Source organism: Anaerophaga thermohalophila DSM 12881, from assembly GCF_000191885.1.
GTDB lineage: Bacteria > Bacteroidota > Bacteroidia > Bacteroidales > Marinilabiliaceae > Anaerophaga > Anaerophaga thermohalophila.
Genome location: NZ_AEWI01000075.1, coordinates 1 through 6470, shown reverse-complemented (window position 1 = coordinate 6470; position 6470 = coordinate 1). Strand labels below are relative to the sequence as shown.

Sequence of the window (6470 nt, the reverse complement as noted above, 5' to 3'; positions counted from 1 at the left end):
AAGCCACAGACATAACCTGGGTTAAAAACCCTGTGAAACCCAAACAGGGAGAAGGCATTTATTTTATCCGTACCACTCTTTCAGGGAAGTAAGCCAGATACCACAGGATTTTTTTGCCGACACAGGAATATTTGGTCAATCAAGTTATTGAACAATAAAACCGGGGCCTGTTTTTTATTTTCTACAAAACAGGCCCCGACAAAACATAAATTTAGAAATAATTTTCCGCGTCGGAAATGATAAACGTTGTCATCATCACTCCCATTTCATACTCTTTACCCTGTCAACTACAAGCTTCACATTTTAAAGGGAATATCAGGAAGAAGTCCATGTCCCAGATTCAATATGTAATCAGAATGTTCACAATAAAAAGGCATCAGTTCTTCCAGAGCGGCCTCAATATCGGCAGGTTTAGAGTATAACAACCGGGGATCTATATTCCCCTGAAGCCCCACATCGGGATGTACCAGTTCACGGGCATGGGCAATGGCATTTGCCAGTCAATACTGACAAAATCGGCAATATCAGGGGGTGACATGTTTGAGTCCGGTTCTCAGTCCTTTGGGAAAGAAAATAAAAGGAGTGCGTGATTCCCTGATGGATAGTGAATTCATGCTCGTTTCAAAAATTTAAAACAACAACCAATTTGGCAACAAAGATGCTTTTTAGACCGGGCTCATTATTTATTTTTGAGTACTTCATTCAAGACTGTCTGCGCATTTTTGGCAGCTTTATCTCCTGCCGTTGCCTTTATGATTTCTACAAATTCATTAAGCTGTCCGGGAGTTAAGCCCAGGTTCAGACAAATTGTTAAATGAGAATATAACATCGGTTCAACGCCTCCTATGCTGCTGAGTACCGATATGGTGACCAATTCCCGTTCGGCAAAAGTCAGTACATCCCGGTCAAAAATATCTGCGAACAGGTGTTCTTTCAGAAAAACTTCAATAACAGGTGCAAAAGCGGCATAACCTTTTTGGGTACCGGTTTGGGGCACGCCGGTGAGTTTTTCAAGATTATCCCTTCCCCGTTCGTATTTGCTACGTTTATCATTTATTGGCGAAGCCGGGGGTCCCAATTCATCTTCAATACCTTTTGCTTTTCGTTCTTCAACCACTTCCATGAATGTTTGCAATCCCCTGATACTTCTGGGAAATCCGCAATAGGCATAAAGATGCACCATTACTTCTTTTATTTCATTGATGGTCAATCCGGCATCCAGCCCCTCATGCAACTGCATCTTTAAATCTGACAAATGGCCCATTCCTGTTGTAGAAGCTATGGCAATAATGCTTTTTTCTTTCTGACTAAGATGCTGGTCGCTATTGCCTGACTGTGCCATTGCATTGTTTGTGAAAGCTGAAGCGCAAACCATCAGCACAATTGATCCTAAAGTCTTTAATTGTCTCATTTTTTTATTGTTGTTGGGGTTTCTTTTTGAATGGTTTCATCCCATGCAGGGAATTGAAATGTTTCCTGTTGCGAAGGCATGGAAAATATTCCAAAATGCTGGATCATGTGCATCAGAATAACGCCCAACAACGCAAATCCCCGAAGAGCATCTAATATCGTAATTCGTTTTAACGGTGATGATAAGGATATGTTTTGTTCCATAATTGGCTGTTTCCTTTTTTTGATTATTTCATATCTGTTAGTTTTAATAATAAAAAGCATTAATCACCGCCCGGAGCCATCAATTTGGTGAACGAAAGTGAGCCCAATTTCCAAATTCCGTCTTGTTTAACATATACTTCAGTCACCTCAAACGGGTTGGAAACTTCATTCCCACCAACTTCTGCTAACAAAGTAATTCGGTTTAAAAGAATGGCTGTATGGTCAATAATTTTCACCGATACTTCATGAATATCTGCTTTTTTATACCAGATACCACCGCTTTCTATAATATTCAGCTCACGCTCTTTTCCCCATGAACCTCCCATGTGAACAAACACCGCTTTTTCGTGGAAGAGGTTGTCCAATTTATCTACATTTTTGTCTGACATCCACTGCCACTTCTGTTTCGAGAGATCAATGACTTCCTGCTCAGCGGCAGAATTTTGTGCAAAGGACCATGATGTGCATAGCATCAAAAACAGTCCGAGAATTGTTGTTTTCATATAGTTTCCAGTTTAATTTACAAATACTTACCGAAGAATTCATTAAGTTTATTGAGTGCAGTATAAAAAGCCTTCAAACTGCTGATTTTTACCATTTTTACCCCTGACCCCTAAAGGGGAACTGCTAAAAATCAGCAGTTTGAAAAAGTTCCCTTTAGGGGATTTAGGGGTCAAAAGACTTTTTAGACTGCACTCTTTATTCATTGCCTGATCGACATATTGAGGGACATAGTATGTTTGAATGTGGGTGGCACCCGGAATAAGGAACAGTTCTTTTTCATCTGTTCCGTAGTATTCCTGAATGATGCTATAAGTCAACTTTCCTTGATCCCAGCCATTTTACTATTTCCGGATCGCGATGGTCCAAAAAGGATGAGGTTTTGGTATCCAGAGTTAAAATAGCTTCCATATCCTCAGGTGTTAATTCAAAATCGAGACTGTTGAAATTTTGCTGAATTCTCTCTTTATGAACGGATTTTGGAATAGCCACTACTCCCCGCTGCGTTAACCACCGAAGGACAACCTGGGCTACTGATTTGTTGTATTTCTCCCCGATTTCGGTAAGCACCTCATTGGTGAAGAGGTTGTTTTTGCCTTCGGCAAAGGGGCCCCAGGATTCATGCTGAACACCATTTTCTGTCAAAAATTTCTGTGTTTCAACCTGCTGGTTAAAAGGATGCGTTTCAATCTGGTTAACCGCGGGAACAATTTCATTGAAAGTGATCAAATCCATTACCCGGTCGGGATGGAAATTGCTTACGCCAATCGCTCTTATTTTTCCTTCTTTGTAGAGCTCTTCCATTGCCCGCCAGGAACAATGTACATCCCCGTAAGGCTGATGGATTAAGTATAAATCCAGATAATCGAGTTGTAATTTATTCAAGGATTTTTCAAAAGCTTTTCTCGTGTTTTCGTAGCCGGTGTCTTGTAACCAAAGCTTCGTGGTGATGAATAATTCCTCCCTTGCAATTCCACTCTTTTTTATGGCATTGCCAACAGCAGTTTCGTTCATATAAACCGCTGCAGTATCTATCAATCGGTAACCGGTTTCTATTGCTGAAAGCACACTTCTTTCGCACTCACTTAAGTCTGGTATTTGAAAAACACCAAAACCCAGAATGGGCATTTCAACACCATTGTTTAATTTTACTGTTTGCATAATTCGTTTGTTTTTTATTAAAGCGTTTGTTTTGTTGGGCGAAAAAGCACCTCATTCACATCTACATCCTCCGGTTGACTTATTACAAAAGCGACTGAACGGGCGAAAGAATCAGCAGGGATGGCATTTTTTTCATAAAATTCTTTGATTCCTTTGGCTATGTCAGGATCAGTAACGCTATCCGGAAGGCCTGTATCGACAGCTCCCGGAGAGATAACCGAAGTACGGATGTTGTATGGTTTTACTTCTTGTCTTAATGCTTCCGAAATCACCCTTACCGAATATTTGGAGGCTGAATAAACCGCACCACCAGGGCTAATTGTATGTCCGGCAACGGAAGAAACACTGATAATCTGTCCTGATTTTTGCTTCTTCATGTGTGGTAACGCTGCCGCAATACCATAAAGGACTCCTTTGATATTTATATCAATACAGGCATCCCAGTCTTCTATTTTTAAGTATTCCAGTGGAGACAATGGCATAATACCTGCGTTGTTCAGCAAAACGTCAATTTTGCCAAATTCATTCACCGCTGAATCCACAAGGTTTTTAACCTGCTCAGCTTTCGTCACATCTGTTGTTACAGCCAAAGCCTTACCCCCTTTATCTTTTATTTCCCGGGCTAAAGTCTCAATTTTATCGGTACTCCTGGCACCTAAAACCACAATTGCACCTCTTTCCGAGAGGTATTGTGCAGTAATTTTTCCAAAGCCACTGCTGGCTCCTGTAATTACGATTACTTTTTCTTTTAAATTTTCCATTTTTACAATTATTTAGATTTATCCAATCCTGTTTCTTTCAACCATTTCGACATTAAATCGGCAATTTCAACATTATTCAAATCAGAGAAAGGGAAATGGGTGTTGCCTTCAATTCCTGTTTCCGGCAGATGTACCACAGTTACATCCCCGCCATATTTATTGACGACATCACGCCACAACCTGGCCATTGAGAGCCGTACGCGCCAGCCATCCTGACCGGGATTTTCGACCGGTTCATCGGGGATGAAATCGCCATAATAAATTACGATAGGGATTTTTGTTAACTGCATAAATTCTTCCATGGGTACACCTTCAGCTTCAAGTATTCCTCCAGAACTCGGTTTGGGGGCCGGGACTTCACCTTCAGGGAACAAAAATCCACTTCCCGGTTCATAAGAGACAATGGCTTTAATGTTTTGATTCCTGATGGCGGTAAGCCAGCCCATTCCTCCGGAGTGTGAATGTGTCACAAGAATGCCCGGGCCTATTTTATCGATCAATCGTTTTTGCCGAACCCTCTGAATATCTGTCCCCACTGGGCTCAATTTTCGAAACTTCTTTTTGGATTTCCTCCAATTCTTCAGGAGTGAATTCTATAACGGTTGAACCTATATTTTCTTCAAGGCGATGTATTTTTGTAGTACCGGGAATGGGAACAATCCAGGATTTTTGGGCCTGCAACCAGGCAAGGGCAATTTGTGCCGGGGTTGCATCTTTCCGGTCTGCTGTTTAAACCGGCCATTTTACCGTCCTGAATATGAAATCCAAATTTTGTCGCCACAACAACATCCTTCCGAAAAGGGGCTATGGCCTCACCCACCATTTCTTCATTGGTGAATGGGCCATAAACTTCTGCCGTGTCAAAAAGGTTGACCCCCAGTTCATAAGCTTTCCTGATAAGCTTTATGGCTTCTTTTTTGTCTGTAACTTGTCCATAACCGAAGTTAAGCCCCATACATCCAATCCCAAAGCGAAGACTTCTAAACCTTGTGTGCCTAATTTTCGTTTCTTCATTATATCAATATCAAAGATTTTCAATTCTTTAAGAATTAAAGAGTGCGATATAAGAAGCATATTTTTGTCAAAATCAAGGCGCTTTAAATTTTTGTGACGGAGTCAACTCCTTGTTAATAAGGGCTTAAAAAATTAAAACAACAATGAGTCTGGCAACAAAAATGCTTTTTAGACCGGGCTCATTAAACTTAACAAATATCAGGAAACCAAACTAAAAATCAGTATACAAATTACGGTTTATCGTACCACTTTTACTGATTTTAATATGATTATGTGATTTTCGTCTCAGGAATACTTAATTTTGTTTTGGGTAAAAAAATATTTTATGGAAGGAATATTTAAATATGATACGGTAAGCGAATACAATGACCTGAACAATCATGAAACACTTCACCCGTTGGTGAACATCATTGATTTTTCAAAGGCAAATCCAATAAACTGGGGAGAAAGGAAAAATGTCAGACTAAATTTTGGGCTGTATTGCATATTCCTGAAAGATGTAAAATGCGGTGATTTAAAGTATGGCCGTAATTATTATGACTACCAGGAGGGTACATTGGTGTTTGTAGCTCCTGGTCAGGTGCTGGAAATAGAAAACAATGAAAAAGTTTACCAGCCCAAAGGTTACGCCCTGGTATTTCATCCCGACCTGCTTCTGGGAACCAATTTAGCAAAAAGCATTCATGATTACAGCTTTTTCAGTTATAATACGCATGAGGCCTTGCATATTTCAGAACGTGAAAGGCAAATAGTGCTGGACTGCTTTTCCAATATAAAATATGAGTTACAGCAAAGTATAGATAAGCATAGTAAAAAGGTGATTACTTCCAATATTGACTTGTTTTTACATTACTGTGATCGCTTTTACGACCGACAGTTTATTACCAGGGAAAGTGTCAACAAGGGGATTCTGGAAAAATTTGAATATCTTCTGAATGACTTTTTCTCGTCGGGCAAGCCACAGACAATTGGCCTGCCATCAGTGGCTTATTTCGCAGAAAAGCTGCATTTGTCGGCCAATTATTTTGGTGATTTAATTAAAAAAGAAACCGGCAAATCAGCAAAAGAATATATTCAATACAAAATTATTGATTTAGCTAAAAGCAAAATATTTAATACTGAAAAAACGGTGCATGAAATAGCTTCAGAGTTGGGGTTTAAATATCCGCAACACTTTGCCCGCATGTTCAAGAAGAGTGTGGGGGTTTCTCCGGGTGAGTATAGAGGAATGAATTAGGAACTGTTTTTTAGTTTATCAAAAACAGCTTCATTCGTATAAAATTTATCTAAATTATTGGAATTATGCAATTTATCATGCTTTAATTGATGTTAGATTCTTCGCTCTGCTCAGAATGACAAACAGCAAAGTAAGGTTGAGGTTGAGATTAAGGTTGAGGTTGAGGTTGAGAGTTCACCACT

Annotated in this window: 10 protein-coding genes; 1 reads left to right on the top strand and 9 read right to left on the bottom strand. The window is 39.8% G+C overall.

Translation table 11 applies throughout. The annotated features are described in order from the left end of the window. Nucleotides 1–296 precede the first annotated feature (296 nt). The 9 genes from ATH1_RS0115070 to ATH1_RS0115030 all read right to left on the bottom strand — a co-directional run bounded on the left by ATH1_RS0115070 (nt 297) and on the right by ATH1_RS0115030 (nt 4992). Nucleotides 297–425 carry a uroporphyrinogen decarboxylase family protein gene (locus ATH1_RS0115070; protein ID WP_245531820.1) on the bottom strand — a complete coding sequence of 43 codons (129 nt, stop codon included), beginning with the start codon at nt 423–425 and terminating at the stop codon, nt 297–299. 254 nt (nt 426–679) lie between these two features. Next, entirely contained in the window at nt 680–1411 is a 732-nt protein-coding gene (locus ATH1_RS0115065; RefSeq protein WP_010423463.1) for a carboxymuconolactone decarboxylase family protein, read from the bottom strand. Continuing rightward, on the bottom strand, nt 1408–1614 hold the full coding sequence (locus tag ATH1_RS0115060; protein ID WP_245531819.1) for a heparan-alpha-glucosaminide N-acetyltransferase domain-containing protein: 207 nt from the start codon (nt 1612–1614) through the stop codon (nt 1408–1410). Before ATH1_RS0115060 ends, ATH1_RS0115065 begins: the two co-directional genes overlap by 4 nt. A 59-nt stretch (nt 1615–1673) precedes the next feature. Then, a complete protein-coding gene (locus tag ATH1_RS0115055; RefSeq protein ID WP_010423459.1) occupies nt 1674–2117 on the bottom strand; it encodes a nuclear transport factor 2 family protein in 444 nt (147 codons plus the stop codon). 307 nt (nt 2118–2424) lie between these two features. Continuing rightward, nucleotides 2425–3276: an aldo/keto reductase gene (locus tag ATH1_RS0115045; protein WP_010423454.1), complete on the bottom strand. Its 852-nt coding sequence runs from the start codon at nt 3274–3276 to the stop codon at nt 2425–2427. A 17-nt stretch (nt 3277–3293) separates the two neighbouring features. Continuing rightward, nucleotides 3294–4037, bottom strand: a complete 744-nt coding sequence (locus ATH1_RS0115040) for an SDR family oxidoreductase (protein WP_010423452.1) — start codon at nt 4035–4037, stop codon at nt 3294–3296. An 8-nt stretch (nt 4038–4045) separates the two neighbouring features. After that, nucleotides 4046–4573 (bottom strand): alpha/beta hydrolase family protein, encoded by a 528-nt coding sequence (locus ATH1_RS19670; protein WP_211208085.1) that lies wholly within the window; start codon nt 4571–4573, stop codon nt 4046–4048. Beyond that, a complete protein-coding gene (locus ATH1_RS22840; RefSeq protein WP_425358290.1) occupies nt 4527–4718 on the bottom strand; it encodes a hypothetical protein in 192 nt (63 codons plus the stop codon). The genes ATH1_RS19670 and ATH1_RS22840 overlap by 47 nt, the downstream gene beginning before the upstream one ends. Next, complete coding sequence (locus ATH1_RS0115030; RefSeq protein ID WP_010423448.1) at nt 4657–4992, bottom strand: aldo/keto reductase; 336 nt, start codon at nt 4990–4992, stop codon at nt 4657–4659. Before ATH1_RS0115030 ends, ATH1_RS22840 begins: the two co-directional genes overlap by 62 nt. Before the next feature lie 384 nt (nt 4993–5376). Between ATH1_RS0115030 and ATH1_RS0115025 the strand changes: the two genes are divergently transcribed. Next, nucleotides 5377–6288 (top strand): helix-turn-helix domain-containing protein, encoded by a 912-nt coding sequence (locus ATH1_RS0115025; RefSeq protein ID WP_010423446.1) that lies wholly within the window; start codon nt 5377–5379, stop codon nt 6286–6288. The last annotated feature ends 182 nt before the right edge of the window (nt 6289–6470 follow it).